We start from the raw sequence: 18,231 nt of genomic DNA, 5'->3' as shown, positions 1-18,231 counted from the left end.
GGGCCTCACACGCACACGTGCCTGCGATCAGGCGGCGACGACGTCCACCGCTTCCGCGGGCGCCTTGATGGTCACCCGTTCCGGTGGCACACCGGTCACCGACACGGAACCCAGCATCGGACGCACCGGTGCGGGTACGGTCTCGCTGGGCGTGGCGGCGGCGGACTGGGCCAGTTCGGCGAGGGCGAGTTCGTCGCTCACTTCCCGCATGAGCTCGGACATCCGTACGTCCAGCGCGTCGCAGATGGCGGAGAGCAGCTCGGAAGACGCCTCCTTCTGCCCCCGCTCCACCTCGGAGAGATAGCCGAGTGAGACTCGGGCGGACGAGGAGACTTCGCGCAGAGTACGGCCCTGGCGCTGGCGCTGCCGACGCAGCACGTCACCCAGTAGGCGACGGAGCAGAATCATCGGTGGCTCCCTCCTCGGACCGCGTAACCGCATCCTTCACGCCCCACCGTACCGCCTCGCGCCGCGGCCGTGCGGGGAGCGATGTCGTGTTCACTCAGGGCTGCAAACATCAAAACCCCCCGTTCCGTTCCGTATCCTGTGCCCGCTCATTCCCGGTCTGTTCGCCCGCAAGCTCCCTCAAAAGGAGTGCGAGTACGCTCCGTACACTCTCCATACGAATTTCCGCGCGGTCGCCGTTCAACCGCAACGCCTCCACTTTTCCGCCACCGGCGGAACCGAAACCCGGGCCGGCGTCCGCCGCAAAGGGGCCCTCGACGGCCACGAACACCGTCCCGACGGGCTGCCCGTCCTGCGGATCCGGGCCCGCGACACCCGTCGTCGCAATGCCCCAGTCGGCACCCAGCGCCTTGCGCACACCCGCCGCCATCTGGGCGGCGACCTGCGGATCCACCGCGCCGCGGTCCGCGAGCAGCGTGGCGTCGACGCCGAGCATCTCCCGCTTCAGCTCCGTCGCGTAGGCGGTGACGGACCCCCGCAACGCCTTGGACGCGCCGGGCACCGCCGTGATCTCGGCCGCCACGAGCCCACCGGTCAGCGACTCGGCGACGGCGAGGGTCTCGCCCCTCACCGTCAGTAGTCGCACCACCTCGGCGGCCGTGGAACTCAAACTTCCGTCTCCTTCAACGCCGCCCGGCGCTCGGCGATTCCCCGCCGACGCAGCACAATGGCCTGCTTCACATAGTCCAGTCCGGTCACCACGGTCAGGACGACCGCCGCGGCCATCACCCAGAACCGCAGGGTCGCCAGGGGCCCCGTCAGTGCCAGGACGTACATGCCGACGGCCACGCCCTGGGTGAGGGTCTTGAGCTTGCCGCCGCGGCTCGCCGGAATGACGCCGTACCGGATGACCACAAAACGCAGGACCGTGATCCCGAGTTCCCGGCCGAGGATGACGGCCGTCACCCACCAGGGCAGATCGCCCAGCGCGGACAGACAGACGAGCGCCGCCCCCATGATCGCCTTGTCGGCGATGGGGTCGGCGATCTTCCCGAAGTCGGTGACCAGGTTGTAGGTGCGCGCCAGATGACCGTCGAAGAGGTCGGTGATCATGGCGATGGCGAAGGCCGCCCAGGCGAACGAACGCCAGGCGGGGTCGTATCCGCCGTTGCCGAGCATCAGCGCGACGAAGGCCGGCACGAGGAGCAGCCGGAGCATCGTCAGGAGGTTGGCGACGTTCCAGACGCTCGCCTGGTTGACGGCGGCGGCTGCGATCTTGCCGCCGCGTCCGGCTCCGCCGCCCTCGGTCGAGCCCCGTTGCAGGGCGCTCCCCGAAGCCGTGCGCTCCGGCGGTTCCTGAGCGGAGCCCGAGGCTCCGCGCGGGCCGGTCCTGCGCGCACCGGAGGAACCGCCCGCCGCGGACGCCGGGACTCCCGTCATCTGCCGGCCTCCTCACTCCACGCGGGCGAGCCCAGCAGCGGTTCGGCCACCAGGTCGACACCCTCCGTACCGACCACCTTCGCGTCGACCATACTTCCGACACTCAGGCCTTCGCCGCTCGTGAGCACCACCTGGCCGTCCGTCTCCGGCGCCTGGTGCTCCGCGCGGCCGCGGACGCCGTCCCCCTCGCCGTCGGCATCCACGGACTCGACGAGCACACGCACGGTCGCGCCCACGCGCTCCTCAGCCCGCTGCGAGACGAGTTCCTCGGCCAGCCGGGACACACGTGCCAGCCGCTCGGCGACGACGTCCTCGTCCAGCTTGTCGTCGTACGTCGCCGCCTCGGTGCCCTCCTCGTCGGAGTAGCCGAAGACGCCGATGGCGTCCAGCCGCGCGTGGTTCAGGAAGCGCTCCAGTTCGGCGAGGTCGGCCTCGGACTCGCCGGGGAAGCCGACGATGAAGTTGGAGCGGACGCCGGCCTCGGGGGCCTTGCTCCGGATGGTGTCCAGCAGTTCCAGGAAGCGGTCGGTGTCGCCGAAGCGGCGCATCGCGCGCAGCACGTTCGGCGCGGAGTGCTGGAAGGAGAGGTCGAAGTAGGGGACGACCTTCGGGGTGGAGGTCAGTACGTCGATGAGGCCGGGGCGCATCTCGGCCGGCTGGAGGTAGCTGACGCGCACGCGCTCGATGCCGTCGACGTCGGCGAGGTTGGGCAGCAGCGACTCCAGCAGACGGATGTCGCCGAGGTCCTTGCCGTAGGAGGTGTTGTTCTCGGAGACCAGCATGATCTCCTTCACGCCCTGCTCGGCCAGCCACCGCGTCTCGTTCAGCACGTCGCTCGGGCGGCGGGAGATGAAGGAGCCGCGGAAGGACGGGATGGCGCAGAAGGAGCAGCGCCGGTCGCAGCCGGAGGCCAGCTTCACCGAGGCGACCGGAGAGCCGTCCAGGCGGCGGCGCAGCGGCGCGCGGGGCCCGGAGGCGGGGGCGACGCCTTCGGGAAGGTCGGCCGGGGCGTGCCCGGGCAGGGCGACGGAGGCGCCGGCCTCCTGGCGCTCGGCCGGGCTGATCGGCAGCAGCTTGCGCCGGTCGCGCGGGGTGTGGGCGGCGTGGACGCCGCCACTGAGGATGGTCTGCAGGCGGTCGGAGATGTCGGCGTAGTCGTCGAAGCCGAGCACGCCGTCGGCCTCGGGGAGGGCCTCGGCGAGTTCCTTGCCGTACCGCTCGGCCATGCAGCCCACCGCCACCACGGCCTGGGTTCTGCCGTGACCCTTGAGGTCGTTGGCCTCCAGGAGGGCGTCGACGGAGTCCTTCTTGGCGGCCTCGACGAAGCCGCACGTGTTCACGACGGCGACGTCCGCTTCCTCGGCGTCGTCGACGAGCTTCCAGCCGTCCGCCTCCAGACGGCCTGCGAGCTCCTCCGAGTCCACCTCGTTACGGGCGCAGCCAAGGGTGACGAGTGCGACGGTACGGCTTTCAGGCATGGGCTCAAGACTACTTCGTCCCGCGGACAGCCCACGTCGACGGGGTTGGCCGATCTTGGCCAACCCCGTAGTGACTCGTCCCCTCGGTCCCCTTATCCGACCTCCGGGTCGCCCTTCGTGTACGTGAGGCGTTCCACTGCGCCGGGCTGGAAGTCGTCCTCGATCTTCTTGCCGTTGACGTACAGCTCGATGGCACCGGCGTCGCCGAGGACGAGGTTGACCTTCTCGCTGTCCTGGAACGTCTTGGAGTCGCCCTGCTTGAGCAGCCCGTCGAAGAGCAGCCGGCCGTTGTGGTCCTTGGCGGAGATCCAGCTGCGGCCCTCGCTGGCGCTGACCTTGACGGTCACCTTGTCCTGGGGCGCCGCGGCGATGGCGCTGTCGGTCGGGTCGGGCTTGGGGGCGGCCGGCTTCTTGGGCTTGGCGCTCGGCGAGGCGGTTGCTCCGGCCGTCGGCTCGGACCCCTCGGCGACGCTCGCCTCGGAGCCGCCGTCGTCGCCCCCCTTGACGAACGTGAACCCGACGAAGCCGATCACGGCGACGATCGCGGCGACCATGGCGGCGGTCCAGTTGGGTCCGCGCCGCTCGGGACGGATGCGTTCCGCCTCGAACAGCGGCGCGGCGGGCGTGGGCGCCGGGCGTCCGCCGTGCTCGGCGTCGAACTGTGCGAGCAGCGGCGCCGGGTCGAGCCGGACGGCCTTGGCCAGGGTCCTGATGTGACCGCGCGCGTACACGTCGCCGCCGCAGGGCGTGAAGTCGTCCGCCTCGATGGCGTGCACGATGGCGATCCGGACACGGGTGGCGGTGCTGATGTCGTCGACGGTCAACCCGGCGGCGATCCGCGCTTGCTGCAGGGCACGGCCGATCGAGGGGCGGTCATCCTCGGAGACGTCTTCGGAAACGTCGTGGTACACGTCTTCGATCGGACGCTCGTCTTCAGGGGAGTTGCCGTTGGACACGGGGGCGCCTTTCGAGCGTATAGCCGCCTGTGCTGGACGTTCAGTCTAGGGGGGGTACAAACGGGTGGGGCAACCGGACGACGGGACTTTGTACGCCATCGGAATGGCACCGTGTCCCCATGGTGGACCACCTGTTTGTCGATTCCCTCAACTTGACGTACGCCATGGGGAAACGGTTGCTCAATGATCCCTAACGGGTGAGTCACGAATCGGCCACCCGGCCGCCCGGCCCGCCACCGCAGGAACCCCTCGCATACCGTTCCTACCCTTCAGACTCCCCCCGGAGCACCGCGAGCACGCCGTCCAGCTCGTCAGGCTTCACAAGAACGTCACGAGCCTTTGAGCCTTCGCTCGGTCCGACGATGCTCCGCGACTCCATCAGGTCCATCAGACGCCCGGCCTTGGCGAAGCCGACGCGCAGCTTGCGCTGGAGCATGGAGGTCGACCCGAACTGCGTGGAGACGACCAGCTCGGCCGCCTGGCACAGCAGGTCGAGGTCGTCGCCGATGTCCTCGTCGATCTCCTTCTTCTGCTTGGTCCCGACGGTGACGTCGTCCCGGAAGACGGGCGCCATCTGGTCCTTGCAGTGCTGGACGACGGCCGAGACCTCCTCCTCGGTCACGAACGCGCCCTGCATACGGGTCGGTTTGTTCGCGCCCATCGGGAGGAAGAGGCCGTCGCCCTTGCCGATCAGCTTCTCCGCGCCGGGCTGGTCGAGGATGACGCGCGAGTCCGCCAGCGAGGAGGTGGCGAACGCCAGCCGGGAGGGCACGTTGGCCTTGATCAGGCCGGTGACGACGTCCACGGACGGCCGCTGCGTGGCGAGCACCAGGTGGATGCCGGCCGCGCGCGCGAGCTGGGTGATGCGCACGATCGCGTCCTCGACGTCCCGCGGCGCCACCATCATCAGGTCGGCCAGCTCGTCCACGATCACCAGCAGGTAGGGATAGGGCTGGAGTTCCCGCTCGCTGCCCTCGGGCGGCTTGACCTTGCCCTCGCGCACCGCGCGGTTGAAGTCGTCGATGTGCCGGTAGCCGTAGGCCGCGAGGTCGTCGTAGCGCAGGTCCATCTCGCGTACGACCCACTGGAGTGCCTCGGCGGCCCGCTTCGGGTTGGTGATGATCGGCGTGATCAGGTGCGGGATGCCCTCGTACGCGGTCAGCTCGACGCGCTTGGGGTCGACCAGGATCATCCGGACGTCCTCCGGGGTCGCCCGCATCATGATCGAGGTGATCAGGCAGTTGATGCAGGACGACTTGCCGGAGCCGGTGGCGCCGGCGACCAGCATGTGCGGCATCTTCGCCAGCGAGTGCATGACGTAGCCGCCCTCGACGTCCTTGCCGAAGGCGACCAGCATCGGGTCGTCGTCCTCGGCGGACTCGGCGAGCCGCAGCACGTCACCGAGGTTGACCATCTCCCGGTCGGTGTTGGGGATCTCGATGCCGACCGCGGACTTGCCGGGGATCGGGCTGATGATCCGTACGTCGGGGCTGGCGACGGCGTACGCGATGTTCTTGGTCAGCGCGGTGATCCGCTCCACCTTCACGGCCGGTCCGAGCTCGACCTCGTACCGCGTGACCGTCGGGCCGCGGGTGAAGCCGGTGACGGCGGCGTCGACCTTGAACTCGGTGAAGACGGTGGTGAGCGAGTCGACGATGGCGTCGTTGGCGGCACTGCGCGCCTTGCCCGGGCCGCCGCGCGTAAGGAGGTCGAGGGCCGGCAGGGAGTAGGTGATGTCACCGGAGAGCTGGAGCTGCTCGGCGCGCGGCGGCAGGTCCCGCTCCTTGGGGAGGGGGGTCTTGGTGAGGTCGGGGACTCCGCCCACCGGGCCCTGCTCGGGGTCCTTAACGGCGTCCTTCTTGAGCTTCCCCGGCTGCGGACGCGCGGCCGGGACCGGCGTCGGAGTCGGCGTCGTCGACTCGCGGTCCCCCGCGCTCACGCCCTGGGTGAGATCGGCGACCAGCGGCGAGGGGGGCATCCCGTGCAGCACGGCACCGTCGAGCGCGGCGGCGGCCGCGGCGGCGACGTCCACGGCGTCCATCGGCCGGTTCATGTCGGGCTGCGGCACGGCGGACCGCCGGGACCTGCCGCGCCGCCGGGCGAGCGCCTCCTGCTCCGCCCCGTCGGGGTCGTACGGCTCGGCGGCAGCCGGTCCCCCGCGCCTGCGGGGCCGCGCGGGCAGGGCCTCGCGCCACTGCTCGTCGTACCGCTCGTCGTCGTCGGTGAACTCGTCCGTCTCCACGTCGCGGACGAGGCCGAGCCGCACCCCGAGTTGCCGCAGCCGCTGCGGAACGGCGTTGACCGGAGTGGCGGTGACGACCAGCAGCCCGAAGACCGTGAGCAGGACGAGCAGCGGTACGGCCAGGACGTCGGTCATCGTGTACGACAGCGGGGTCGCCGCGCCCCAGCCGATGAGGCCGCCTGCGTCCCTTATGGCCTGCATGCCGTTGCCGCGCGCCGGTGAGCCGCAGGCGATGTGCACCTGCCCGAGCACGCCGACGACCAGTGCGGACAGACCGATCACGATCCGGCCGTTGGCCTCGGGTTTCTCCGGGTGCCGGATGAGGCGTACGGCGATGGCGCCGAGCAGGATCGGCACCAGCAGGTCCAGTCGGCCGAAGGCGCCGGTCACCAGGATCTCGACCAGGTCGCCGACGGGGCCCTTGAGGTCGGCCCAGGTGCCCGCGGCGACGATCAGCGTCATGGCGAGCAGCAGCAGCGCGACGCCGTCCTTGCGGTGGGCCGGGTCGAGGTTCTTCGCGCCCTGGCCTATGCCGCGGAAGACGGCGCCGACCGCGTGCGCGATGCCCAGCCAGAGCGCGCGTACGAGACGGTAGACACCGCCGGTCGGGCTGGGCGCCGGTGCGGGCGCGGGCTTCTTCGTCGCAGCCTTCTTGGCGGGTGCCTTCTTCGCGGGTGCCTTTTTGGCGGGTGCCTTCTTCGCAGCGGCCTTCTTCGCCGGAGCCTTCGCGGGAGCGGCCGGCTTCTTCGCGGGCTGCTTCTTGGCTGCGGAGGGACGTGAGGCCATGGGTGTGAGGTTACCGGGGGAGACGGCGGTCGACACGTGTGCCCACCGCTTCACCCGTTCGTGTCGTCCGCGAGCAAATCCGGAACTGACGTTTCCGCCATGGCGGCTGACGGGCGCTCACGGCCCGCCCGCCACATCCGGCGTGGGCCGCCCCGCCGACCGGCCTCAGTTGACCGCGGCCGGTCCTCCGGACGAGCCCGGCTCCAGGGCGTCCAGCGCCCGCCGCAGCCCGGTGAGCTTGCGCTCCAGATGGGCCGCCGTCGCCACCGCCGCCGCGTCCGTGGACTCGTCACCCAGCTGCTTGGACAGCGCCTCGGCCTGCTCCTCCACGGCCGCCAGCCGCGCCGACAGCTCGGCGAGCAGCCCCGCCGGCTCCTTGCTCTCACCGGCCTCGGCCTTGCCGCCCTCCAACTGGAGCCGCAGCAGCGCCGCCTGCTCCCGCAGCTGGCAGTTCTTCATGTACAGCTCGACGAAGACCGACACCTTCGCACGCAGCACCCACGGGTCGAACGGCTTGGAGATGTAGTCCACCGCGCCCGCCGCGTACCCGCGGAAGGTGTGGTGCGGCCCGTGGTTGATCGCCGTGAGGAAGATGATCGGGATGTCCCGGGTCCGCTCCCGTCGCTTGATGTGCGCGGCGGTTTCGAAACCGTCCATCCCCGGCATCTGGACGTCCAGCAGAATGACCGCGAAGTCGTCCGTGAGCAGTGCTTTGAGCGCTTCCTCCCCGGACGATGCCCGCACCAGCGTCTGATCGAGCGCCGAGAGGATCGCCTCCAGCGCCAGCAGATTCTCCGGCCGGTCATCGACCAGGAGGATCTTGGCCTTCTGCACCATGGCCCGCCCTCCTCGCCCCGGCGTGGGGCCTCCCCTGTCCGCAGGACTTGGGGCAGCACCGGCGAGCGCCGCCCCAGGGGACGGCTCCCTTGCGCCGCCCGTCCTTGTGCCGGTCATCGTAGCCGCACCCCGCCCGTCGCCACACCCTGTCACCGCGATGTCACTGTGCACGTAGCAGAAACGCAGCGGGAGACCAGAAGGTTCCCCGAATCCCGTACTTCTACACGGCTTCGGGCACACTGAGTCAGCAACTCCGCGTGAACACCCGAGGTTCCCGCCACGCTCGTGCACCCCACGTTCCCACACCGCCCGAACGTGCCGCGCAGCCGGTACCCGGCACCCGGCCGGACGTACCGCACGGCCCCGTCCGGGCCGTGCCCCCTCACTCCTCCCGCATCCACTGCCCCATCACCGTCAGCAGGTGATCGGGGTCGACCGGCTTCGTCACGTAGTCCGAGGCACCCGACTCGATCGCCTTCTCCCGGTCACCCTTCATCGCCTTCGCGGTCAGCGCGATGATCGGAAGACCGGCGAACTGCGGCATCCTGCGAATCGCCGTGGTCGTCGCGTATCCGTCCATCTCGGGCATCATGATGTCCATCAGGACGACGGCCACGTCCTCGTGCTGCTCCAGGACCTCGATGCCCTCCCGCCCGTTCTCGGCGTACAGCACGGACAGACCGTGCTGCTCCAGGACGCTGGTGAGCGCGAAGACGTTACGGATGTCGTCGTCGACGATCAGTACCTTCTGACCGCCGAACCTGATCCCGCGGTGCGACTGCGGCTCCGCCTCCTGCCCGGCGGCCGCCTGCCGCTCCTGCGGCTGGTTCGCGGACCGCTCCTCGGCCTCCGGAACCGCCCGACGTCGACGCCGGAACAGCGCCGCCGCACCGTTCTGCGAGTCCTGGTACGACTTCACCTCGCCCGGCATCCCGGACTCCGCCGCGGACAGCTCGACCGTCGCACCCGAGGACGCCGGCAGCTCGCCCGTTTCCAGGGCCGGCATGGCCTGCTGATAGCCGTGCGGGGGCAGCTCGCTGGGGTGCAGCGGCAGGTAGAGCGTGAACGTCGACCCGCGGCCCGGCTCGCTCTGCGCGTGGATCTCACCGCCCAGCAGCTGCGCGATCTCCCGCGAGATGGACAGCCCCAGGCCCGTACCACCGTACTTGCGGCTGGTGGTGCCGTCGGCCTGCTTGAACGCCTCGAAGATGACCCGCATCTTGCTGGCCGCGATGCCGATCCCGGTGTCGCTCACCGAGAACGCGATCAGCTGCGCGTCCGCGTCGGTCATCGAACCGGCCTCCAGCAGTTGCTCCCGGATGGCCTGCGGCACGTCGTCCCGGGCCGGCCGGATGACCAGCTCGACCGCTCCCGAGTCGGTGAACTTCACCGCGTTGGACAGCAGGTTGCGCAGCACCTGGAGCAGCCGCTGCTCGTCGGTGTGCAGCGTGGCGGGCAGCTCCGGCGACACCCGCACCGACAGGTCCAGGCCCTTCTCCGCGGTCAGCGGCCGGAAGGTGGCCTCCACGTAGTCGACGAGCTGGACGAGGGCGATGCGCGTCGGGGAGACGTCCATCTTGCCCGCCTCGACCTTCGACAGGTCCAGGATGTCGTTGATGAGCTGGAGGAGGTCGGAGCCGGCGCCGTGGATCGTCTCGGCGAACTCGACCTGCTTCGGGGACAGGTTCGCGTCGGCGTTGTCGGCGAGCAGCTTGGCCAGGATGAGCAGCGAGTTGAGCGGCGTGCGCAGCTCGTGCGACATGTTGGCCAGGAACTCGCTCTTGTAGCGCATGGAGACCGCGAGTTGCTCGGCACGCTCCTCCAGAACCTGCCGCGCCTCCTCGATCTCGGTGTTCTTCACCTCGATGTCGCGGTTCTGCCGCGCCAGCAGCTCGGCCTTCTCCTCCAGTTCGGCGTTGGACGACTGGAGCGCCTTCTGCCGCTGCTCCAACTCCTCAGAACGGTCGCGCAGTTGCTCGGTCAGCTCCTGGGACTGCTTCAGCAGCACCTCCGTCTTGGTGTTGACGGAGATGGTGTTGACGCTGGTCGCGATCATCTCGGCGATCTGGTTGAGGAAGTCCTTCTGGATCTGTGTGAAGGAGTTGAAGGACGCCAGCTCGATGACCCCGAGCACCTGCCCCTCGAACAGCACCGGCAGGACGATCACCTGGGCGGGCGGCGCCTCCCCGAGCCCGGAGGAGATCTTCAGATAGCCGCTCGGCGCGTGCTCCACCAGGATGGTGCGCTTCTCCTGGGCTGCCGTACCCACCAGCGCCTCGCCCGGCCGGAACGACGTGGGCATGGAGCCCATCGAGTAGCCGTACGACCCGAGCATGCGCAGTTCGTACTGGTCGCCCTCGCCGCCGGGCTGCTCCTGGCCGTCGACCAGGGGCATGGCGAGGAAGAACGCCCCGTGCTGCGCCGAGACCACCGGGGTGAGCTCGCTCATGATCAGCGAGGCCACGTCCTGGAGGTCGCGGCGGCCCTGCATCAGCGCGGAGATCCGGGCCAGGTTGCCCTTGAGCCAGTCCTGCTCCTTGTTGGCGATCGTGGTGTCGCGCAGGTTGGCGATCATCTTGTTGATGTAGTCCTGGAGCTCCTGGATCTCCCCGGAGGCGTCCACGTCGATCTTCAGGTTCAGATCGCCGCGCGTCACCGCGGTCGCCACGCGCGCGATGGCGCGCACCTGCCGGGTCAGGTTCCCGGCCATCTCGTTCACCGACTCGGTCAGGTCCCGCCAGGTGCCGTCGACGTCACGCACGCGTGCCTGCCCGCCGAGCTGTCCCTCCGTGCCCACCTCGCGGGCCACGCGCGTGACCTCCTCGGCGAACGAGGACAGCTGGTCGACCATCGTGTTGATGGTCGTCTTCAGCTCCAGGATCTCCCCGCGCGCGTCGATGTCGATCTTCTTGGTCAGGTCGCCCTTGGCGATGGCGGTCGTGACCATGGCGATGTTGCGCACCTGACCGGTCAGGTTGGACGCCATCTGGTTCACCGACTCGGTGAGGTCCTTCCACGTACCGGCCACGCCCGGGACGTGCGCCTGGCCGCCCAGGATGCCGTCCGTGCCCACCTCGCGGGCCACCTTGGTGACCTGGTCCGCGAAGGAACTCAGCGTCTTCACCATGGTGTTGAAGGTGTCGGCGAGCTGCGCGACCTCACCGCGCGCCTCGATCGTCACCGTCCGCGTCAGATCGCCGTTGGCGACGGCCGCGGCCACCTGGGAGATGTTCCGCACCTGAACGGTGAGGTTCTTCGCCATCAGGTTGACGTTGTCGCTGAGGTCCTTCCAGATGCCGACCACGCCGGGCACGTGCGCCTGGCCGCCCAGGATGCCCTCCGTGCCCACTTCACGGGCCACGCGCGTGACCTGCTCGGCGAACGACGACAACTGGTCCACCATCGTGTTGACGGTGGTGACGAGCTCGAGGATCTCGCCCTTGGCGTCGACAGTGATCTTCTTCGACAGGTCGCCCTTGGCGACGGCGGTGGTGACCTCGGCGATGTTGCGCACCTGCATGGTCAGGTTGTTGGCCATGCCGTTCACGGACTGCGTGAGGTCCTTCCAGGTGCCGGAGACGCCCTGCACCTCCGCCTGGCCGCCGAGGATGCCCTCGGTGCCCACCTCGCGCGCGACACGCGTGACCTCCTGGGCGAACGACGACAGCTGGTCCACCATCGTGTTCAGCGTGTTCTTCAGCTCCAGGATCTCCCCGCGCGCGTCCACGGTGATCTTCTGGGACAGGTCACCGCGCGCCACCGCCGTGGCGACCTGCGCGATGTTGCGGACCTGCGCGGTGAGGTTCCCGGCCATGCCGTTCACGGAGTCGGTCAGGTCACGCCACACCCCGGCCACGCCCGGCACCTGCGCCTGCCCGCCGAGACGGCCCTCCGTGCCCACCTCACGGGCCACGCGCGTGACCTGCTCGGCGAACGACGACAACTGGTCCACCATCGTGTTGATGGTGTTCTTCAGCTCGAGGATCTCCCCGCGCGCGTCGACGTCGATCTTCTGCGACAGGTCACCGCGCGCCACCGCCGTCGTCACCTGCGCAATGTTCCTCACCTGACCGGTCAGGTTGGAGGCCATCGAGTTGACGGAGTCCGTGAGCTCCTTCCACGTCCCCGAGACCCCGTCGACCCGGGCCTGACCGCCGAGTCGGCCCTCCGTGCCCACGTCCCGGGCCATCCGGGTGACCTGGTCGGCGAAGCTCGACAGCTGGTCCACCATCGTGTTGACGGTGTTCTTCAGCTGGAGCATCTCCCCGGAGACGTCCACGGTGACCTTCTGCGACAGGTCGCCGTTGGCCACCGCCGTCGTCACCTGCGCGATGTTCCTCACCTGACCGGTGAGGTTCCGGAACGCGGTGTTGACGGAGTCGGTCAGGTCCTTCCACGTCCCCGCCGCACCCGGCACCTGCGCCTGACCGCCCAGCTCACCCTCGACACCGACCTCCCGGGCCACCCGCGTGACCTCGGCACCGAAGGCGGACAGCTGGTCCACCATCGTGTTGACGGTGTTCTTCAGCTCCAGCATCTCGCCGGCCACGTCGACCGTGACCTTCTGCGACAGGTCACCGTTGGCCACCGCCGTCGTCACCGCAGCGATGTCCCGCACCTGAGTGGTGAGGTTCCGGAAGACGGTGTTGACGGAGTCCGTCAGGTCCTTCCAGATGCCCGCCGCACCCGGCACGTTCGCCTGACCGCCGAGCTGGCCCTCACCACCGGTCTCATTGGCCACACGCGTGACCTCGTCCGCGAAGATCCGCAGCGTCTCGGTCATCTGGTTGATGGTCTCGGCGAGCTGCGCCACCTCACCGCGGGCCGGCACGGTCACCTTCCGCGACAGGTCACCGTTGGCGACCGCCGTCGTCACCTCCGAGATCCCGCGCACCTGGGCCGTCAGGTTCCCGGCCATGGTGTTGACGGAGTCGGTGAGCTCCTTCCACACCCCGGCCACACCCGGAACCTGGGCCTGCCCGCCCAGAGCACCCTCGGTGCCCACCTCACGGGCGACGCGCGTCACCTCGGACGAGAACGCGGACAGCTGGTCCACCATCGTGTTGACGGTGTTCTTCAGCTCCAGCATCTCCCCGGCCACGTGCACCGTGACCTTCCGCGACAGATCACCCTTGGCGACCGCCGTCGTCACCAGCGCGATGTCCCGCACCTGAGCGGTGAGCCGGTACGCCATCGTGTTGACGGAGTCCGTCAGGTCCTTCCAGGAACCGGACATACCGCGCACCCGGGCCTGCCCGCCCAGCTTGCCCTCGGTACCGACCTCGCTGGCCACCCGCGTGACCTCGTCCGTGAACGTCGACAACTGGTCGACCAGGTTGTTCACGGTCCGGCCCACCTTCAGGAACTCACCGCGCAGCGGCTGCCCGGTGCCCTCCGCCGACTGCGTCCGCAGCTCCATACGCGGCGACAGATCACCGTCGGCCACCGCCGACAGCACCCGGCTGACCTCGGAGACGGGCCGTACGAGGTCGTCCACGAGCGCGTTCGAGTTGTCGATCGCCGCCGCCCAGGACCCCTCACAAGCCCCCGTCTCCAGCCGCTCCGTGAGTTTGCCTTCACGTCCGACCACGCGCCGCACCCGCGCCAGCTCACCCGTGAGGTGGAGATTGCGGTCGGCCACCTCGTTGAAGACCGCCGCGATCTCCGACATCACTCCGTCGCCGGAGACCGTCAACCGTTTGCGGAAGTTCCCCTCCCGCATGGCCACGAGGGCCGCCAGCAGCCGATTCAACGCGGCCGTGTCCACCGTCGTACTGCCACCCCGCGTTCTGCCCTGGTTACTCAGGGACTGTCCGCCTTTCGCGCGCGTCTTCGTGCCCCGCGTCGCTGCGCCAGACTCCACTGTGTCCCTCCCGCAGGGGTCGACCGATACTGCTGTGCCCGGCTACCACGCTCGGCGACCGGTTTCTGCCGCGTACTTCCTCATGCTGCCGCGCGGTCCGCCCAGACACTCCGGACCGCTTCCAGGGCTGCTGCCCACCACACTCCGTGCGCATTCAACCTGCCCGGACCCGCACAAGAAGCCTGCCCAGTGTTTCACCTCGGCCGAACCAGGCCATAACAGTTCGGCAGCTTCGCACACCGTCCGCACACCCTCTGGGCGGAAACACTGCAGACCGGCATCCGCACGGGCGGCGAAGGTAAGTAACCTTGCATGCGGCTGTCCAGCCACGCCGGTCCGTCCGGCCTGGGCGGTGGCACGGAGACGAAGCGGGCATCGGAGGGGCGGCCGGAATGACCACCGGACTGATCCCGGGGGAGCAGCCCCCGGATCCCGGGCCGACGGGTGGACTGCCGCAGCAGCGGCGCGAGCCGGTCGGCCAGGAGGCCGTGCACGGGGAGAGAGGGTCGAGGAGTTCTGTGATCACCGCGCGCGCGGCCGCCAGCTTCGAGCCCGTCGGACGATCGGTGGCGAGCGCGCGGTCCTTCGTCCGCGACACGCTCCAGGGCTGGGGCCATGCCGACATCGTCGACGACGCCGTGGTCCTCACCAGCGAACTGGTGACCAACGCCGTGGTGCACGCCGGCACCACCGCCGACGTCCTGTGCCTGCGCAGCGACGACGGCGTACGGATCGAGGTGGCCGACCACTACCCCGAGCGGGAGGTCCCCCTTCAGGGCTCCCCCGCCGACATGGGCAGCCTCGACCGCGAGGGCGGCCGCGGCCTCCAGTTGTGCGCGGCCCTGGCCGACCGCTGGGGCGTCGAGTACACGCCCACACTGAAGAACGTCTGGTTCCACCTGCACCTGCCCGAACGCCCGATCGGCACCCGCACCGCCGGCCCCGCCCTCCCCACCGAACTGCTGCCGCTCGCCGACGGCCGCGTCCGCGTCGCCGTGGTCCAGATCGACCGCACCGGCGCCGTCACGTCGTGGAACGAGGACGCCGAGGAGCTCTTCGGCTACCCCGCCGAGCAGGTCGTCGGCAAACCACTGACCGACCTCGCCGCCTGGCCGCACACCCCGGGCACCAGCACGGGCATCGCCGAGGCGCTCCAGCTCTCCCGCTGGGAGGGCAGCTACGGCATGAGGGACGTCAAGGGCCGCGTCACCCCGGTCTACGCCTCCCACCTCCGTGTCCGCGACGCCGGCGGTGAACCGTCCACGGTCTGCCTCCTCGTCCGCGACCACGAACGCGCCGTCCTGCAGACGCCGTTGCGTGTGCCGGCCTCCGACTCGGCCGCCTCCTCCGAGGGCCAGAGCACCGACCCCTTCGAGGTGTTCATCGGCTCCCCCGCCCCGGACGACCTCGACGGCCTCCTCCAGCGCACCGTCGAACGCGCCCGCGACATGCTCGACGCGGACGCCGCCTTCCTGCTCCTGGCGACCGACGACGAGACGGAGCTGGAGGTCCGCGCCTCCACCGGCCTGCCCTCCGCCCGCCAGCGCTTCGCCCGCGTCCCGGTCGAGGCCGGCCCCGGCCGCTACGGCTCGGCACGCATGCCCGCCGTGCACGACGACCTCGCGGCAGTCCCCGGCGCCGTCCCGCTGCTCAACGGCACCGGCATGCGCTCGGTCGTCACCGTCCCGCTCAAGGTCGAGGGCCGCCTCACCGGCTCCCTCGGCGTCGCGGCCGAATCCGCCGGCCGGTACTCCAACGAAGAGGCACTGCGCCTCCAGTTCGCCGCCGACCGCATCGCCCTGGCCGTCGAGTCCGCGCGCCTCGGCGAGCTCGAACGCCTGCGCCGCGGCTCGCTCAGCTTCCTCGTCGAGGCCTCCGACCTCCTCGCCGGCACCCTGGACCGCGACCAGACCCTGGCCCTGATGGCCCAGATGACGGTCCCGACCCTGGCCACCTGGTGCGCCGTCTACACGATCGCCGACCAGGCGTCTGAGCCCTATCTCTCCTACGTCCTGCACGAGGACGAGGAGCTCATCGACGGCATCAAGTCCCTGCTGTCCAAGATGGCCCCGCCCGACCCGGTACCCACCCCGGGCGCCCGCGTCTGGACGGCCCCCGGCGAGCTGGCCCACCAGGCGGCGCTGCGCATTTCCATGCGCGACCTCGGCCTGACCGGCAGCCCGGCCCCCCAGCCGAGCTCCAGTATCGGCCCCACCCTGGCCACGGCGTCCGCGGTCGGCGGCGAGACCGTGGTCCTCCCGCTGGTCGCCCGCAACCGCGTCATCGGCATGCTCACGCTCGGCAAGCCCACCGACGAACACTTCCGCCAGGAGATCCTCGAGCTCGCCGAGGACCTCTCCCGCAGGGCCGCCCTCGCGCTGGACAACGCCCGCCTGTACTCGGAGCGCACGGCCATCAGCCAGTCCCTCCAGCGCAGCCTGCTGCCCCCGGAGCTCCCCGTCATCGACGGCGTGGAAGTCGAGGTCATCTACCGCGCGGCCGGCGAGGGCAACGAGGTCGGCGGCGACTTCTACGACCTCTTCCCCATCAGCGACGACGCCTACGGCTTCGCCATCGGCGACGTCTGCGGCACCGGACCGAACGCCGCGGCCGTCACGGGCCTTGCTCGCCACGCCCTGCGCCTGCTGGCCCGCGAGGGCCTCAGCGGGCCCGCCGTCCTGGAGCGCCTCAACTCGGCCATCCTCGACGAGGGCGCCCGCAGCCGCTTCCTCACCCTCCTCTACGGCGAGATGCGCCCGCAGGAGGACGGCAGCGCGGAGCTGAAGGTGGTCTGCGCCGGCCATCCCCTCCCGCTCCGCCTGCGTCAGGACGGCACGGTCGAGCCGGCCGCCGAGCCCCAGCCCCTCCTCGGCGTCATCGAGGACCTGGAGCTCTACGAGCAGACGGTCACCCTCGACCCGGGCGATGTCCTCCTCTGTGTCACGGACGGCGTCACGGAGCGCCGCGAGGGCACGCGCATGCTGGGCGACGACGGCCTCGCCGACGTCCTCACCACCTGCACGGGACTGACCGCGGGCGCGGTGGCCGCCCGCATCATGCGTGCGGTGGAGCGCTTCGCGTCCGACGCCCCGTCCGACGACATGGCGATTCTCGCGATGCGCGTCCCGGAGCCCCACGCCGACTAGTCATCGAACCAGGGCATGCGAAAGGCCCCGCCTAATCGGGCGGGGCCTTTCGTCTGGAGCCCCCAAACGGAATCGAACCGTTGACCTTCTCCTTACCATGGAGACGCTCTACCGACTGAGCTATAGGGGCCTGTCGCTTTCCGAGGTTTCCCTCGCGGCAACGGAATAGATCATACCCCGAACAGACGGGTGCTCCCAACCACCGATTTCAGTGCGCGGTCTGCAACAGGCCGCCGAGAGCATTGCACGCGGACACGATCCGCTGCATGTCCCGCTTGGTCAGGGAAGCCTCCACCGGCAGCGCCAGCGTCTCGTCGGTGGCCCGCTCCGTCTCCGGCAACGACACGCACCGCCGAAAACCCGGCATCCGGTGCACGGGCGTCTTCACCGGCACCCGGCACTCGACTCCCCTTCCCCGCACGGCCCGGGCGAACGCATCGCGATCCGGCCGTCCGTTGCCCGGCACCCGCACGACGTACTGCTGATAGGTGTGCCCGTCACTCCAGTCCGGGGTCCGCACGCCCCTCAACTTCCCGTCCAGATAGGCCGCCCGCTGCCTGCGCTGCGCTATCTCGTCGTACGGCACCTCGGACTCGCTCTGCTCCAGCACGAGCAACCCGTGCCGCTGCCCGATCCCGTGCAGCCGCCCCATGTCCGCCGGCCGCCCGAACCGATGCACCGCGACCACGGCAGCGGTCCGGCACGTCAGCGCCGCCTCCACCGCGTCCGCGTCGAGGCAGTACGTCGCCGAATCTATGTCGGCGAACACCGGCAACGCGCCGGCCAGGGCCACGGCCTCGGCGACTTCCACGTTCCCGAAGGCAGGTACGACGACCTCATCGCCGACTCCTACGCCGGCGGCCCTGAGCATTGCTGCAGTACCCATACCGGCGATGGTCGTAGCGCCACGTGAACTGCAAGTGACGGAGAACAAAAAAGGGTTGGACCCGGAACCGAAGTTCGGGGTCCAACCCTTTGAATAATTGTTCGGCGGCGTCCTACTCTCCCACAGGGTCCCCCCTGCAGTACCATCGGCGCTGAAAGGCTTAGCTTCCGGGTTCGGAATGTAACCGGGCGT

General features: G+C 69.9%; 10 protein-coding genes, 1 tRNA gene and 1 rRNA gene. 1 reads left to right on the top strand and 11 read right to left on the bottom strand.

Going from position 1 to position 18,231, the window contains the following annotated elements; all coding sequences use genetic code 11:
- Positions 1–27 precede the first annotated feature (27 nt).
- The 8 genes from ACIGO6_RS09630 to ACIGO6_RS09595 all read right to left on the bottom strand — a co-directional run bounded on the left by ACIGO6_RS09630 (position 28) and on the right by ACIGO6_RS09595 (position 14,007).
- Positions 28–408 (bottom strand): helix-turn-helix domain-containing protein, encoded by a 381-nt coding sequence (locus tag ACIGO6_RS09630; protein WP_007387871.1) that lies wholly within the window; start codon positions 406–408, stop codon positions 28–30.
- A gap of 109 nt (positions 409–517) precedes the next feature.
- The gene (locus ACIGO6_RS09625; RefSeq protein WP_399873694.1) at positions 518–1,075 is read right to left on the bottom strand and encodes a CinA family protein; all 558 of its coding nucleotides are present in this window, start codon (positions 1,073–1,075) and stop codon (positions 518–520) included.
- The gene (gene pgsA, locus ACIGO6_RS09620; RefSeq protein WP_399873691.1) at positions 1,072–1,845 is read right to left on the bottom strand and encodes a CDP-diacylglycerol--glycerol-3-phosphate 3-phosphatidyltransferase; all 774 of its coding nucleotides are present in this window, start codon (positions 1,843–1,845) and stop codon (positions 1,072–1,074) included. Before pgsA ends, ACIGO6_RS09625 begins: the two co-directional genes overlap by 4 nt.
- Positions 1,842–3,323, bottom strand: coding sequence for a 30S ribosomal protein S12 methylthiotransferase RimO (gene rimO / locus ACIGO6_RS09615; protein WP_399873689.1), 1,482 nt, complete (start codon positions 3,321–3,323; stop codon positions 1,842–1,844). Before rimO ends, pgsA begins: the two co-directional genes overlap by 4 nt.
- Before the next feature lie 92 nt (positions 3,324–3,415).
- Complete coding sequence (locus tag ACIGO6_RS09610; protein WP_399873687.1) at positions 3,416–4,279, bottom strand: helix-turn-helix domain-containing protein; 864 nt, start codon at positions 4,277–4,279, stop codon at positions 3,416–3,418.
- Positions 4,280–4,541: 262 nt separating this feature from the next.
- Positions 4,542–7,307, bottom strand: coding sequence for a DNA translocase FtsK (locus ACIGO6_RS09605; protein ID WP_399873684.1), 2,766 nt, complete (start codon positions 7,305–7,307; stop codon positions 4,542–4,544).
- Positions 7,308–7,472: 165 nt separating this feature from the next.
- Entirely contained in the window at positions 7,473–8,144 is a 672-nt protein-coding gene (locus ACIGO6_RS09600; RefSeq protein ID WP_399873681.1) for a two-component system response regulator, read from the bottom strand.
- Between the two features lie 382 nt (positions 8,145–8,526).
- On the bottom strand, positions 8,527–14,007 hold the full coding sequence (locus ACIGO6_RS09595; RefSeq protein ID WP_399873680.1) for a HAMP domain-containing protein: 5,481 nt from the start codon (positions 14,005–14,007) through the stop codon (positions 8,527–8,529).
- A 392-nt stretch (positions 14,008–14,399) separates the two neighbouring features.
- On the opposite strand from ACIGO6_RS09595, the gene ACIGO6_RS09590 reads away from it, so the two are divergent.
- Positions 14,400–17,153 (top strand): SpoIIE family protein phosphatase, encoded by a 2,754-nt coding sequence (locus ACIGO6_RS09590; RefSeq protein WP_399873677.1) that lies wholly within the window; start codon positions 14,400–14,402, stop codon positions 17,151–17,153.
- 54 nt (positions 17,154–17,207) lie between these two features.
- Here the strand turns inward: ACIGO6_RS09590 and ACIGO6_RS09585 are convergent.
- The 3 genes from ACIGO6_RS09585 to rrf form a co-directional block, all read right to left on the bottom strand.
- A tRNA-Thr gene (locus ACIGO6_RS09585) sits at positions 17,208–17,283 on the bottom strand.
- 78 nt (positions 17,284–17,361) lie between these two features.
- Positions 17,362–18,024, bottom strand: coding sequence for a DegT/DnrJ/EryC1/StrS family aminotransferase (locus ACIGO6_RS09580; protein WP_399874867.1), 663 nt, complete (start codon positions 18,022–18,024; stop codon positions 17,362–17,364).
- Between the two features lie 114 nt (positions 18,025–18,138).
- Positions 18,139–18,231: ribosomal RNA gene (gene rrf, locus ACIGO6_RS09575) — 5S ribosomal RNA — on the bottom strand; the annotation flags it as partial.

The organism is Streptomyces sp. NPDC053750 (assembly GCF_044544295.1).
GTDB lineage: Bacteria > Actinomycetota > Actinomycetes > Streptomycetales > Streptomycetaceae > Streptomyces.
Note: the sequence above shows the minus strand (reverse complement) of the source record. Positions and strands in the feature narration are given on the sequence as shown.

Excerpts from the sequence above, each read along its gene's own strand:
- ACIGO6_RS09630 (WP_007387871.1), bottom strand. The coding sequence starts at position 408 with ATGATTCTGCTCCGTCGCCTACTGGGTGACGTGCTGCGTCGGCAGCGC.
- pgsA (WP_399873691.1), bottom strand. The coding sequence starts at position 1,845 with ATGACGGGAGTCCCGGCGTCCGCGGCGGGCGGTTCCTCCGGTGCGCGC.
- rimO (WP_399873689.1), bottom strand. The coding sequence starts at position 3,323 with ATGCCTGAAAGCCGTACCGTCGCACTCGTCACCCTTGGCTGCGCCCGT.
- ACIGO6_RS09605 (WP_399873684.1), bottom strand. The coding sequence starts at position 7,307 with ATGGCCTCACGTCCCTCCGCAGCCAAGAAGCAGCCCGCGAAGAAGCCG.
- ACIGO6_RS09600 (WP_399873681.1), bottom strand. The coding sequence starts at position 8,144 with ATGGTGCAGAAGGCCAAGATCCTCCTGGTCGATGACCGGCCGGAGAAT.
- ACIGO6_RS09590 (WP_399873677.1), top strand. The coding sequence starts at position 14,400 with ATGACCACCGGACTGATCCCGGGGGAGCAGCCCCCGGATCCCGGGCCG.
- ACIGO6_RS09580 (WP_399874867.1), bottom strand. The coding sequence starts at position 18,024 with ATGCTCAGGGCCGCCGGCGTAGGAGTCGGCGATGAGGTCGTCGTACCT.